We start from the raw sequence: 212 nt of genomic DNA, 5'->3' as shown, positions 1-212 counted from the left end.
CGATCAAATCTTGGTCTTACGAAAATAATATCTGGACAATATTTTTTGGCTAAAACTCCGCTGATGGCACTGCGAACACCAAACTTTCTTGCTTCGTAACTTGCGGCCGAAACCACGCCTCGATTCTCCGAACCTCCAACTGCAACTGGTTTGCCTCTTAGTTCTGGATTGTCCATCTGCTCTACCGATGCATAAAAGGCATCCATATCAAT

At 44.3% G+C, this 212-nt stretch carries 1 pseudogene; it reads right to left on the bottom strand.

Annotated elements, in window-relative coordinates:
* Positions 1 to 212: pseudogene (locus B3J44_RS20595) on the bottom strand (DNA polymerase IV); the annotation flags it as partial.

It is taken from the genome of Flavobacterium sp. UBA4854 (genome assembly GCF_002399805.1).
In the GTDB taxonomy this organism is placed as follows: domain Bacteria; phylum Bacteroidota; class Bacteroidia; order Flavobacteriales; family Flavobacteriaceae; genus Flavobacterium; species Flavobacterium ginsengisoli.
Note: the sequence above shows the minus strand (reverse complement) of the source record. Positions and strands in the feature narration are given on the sequence as shown.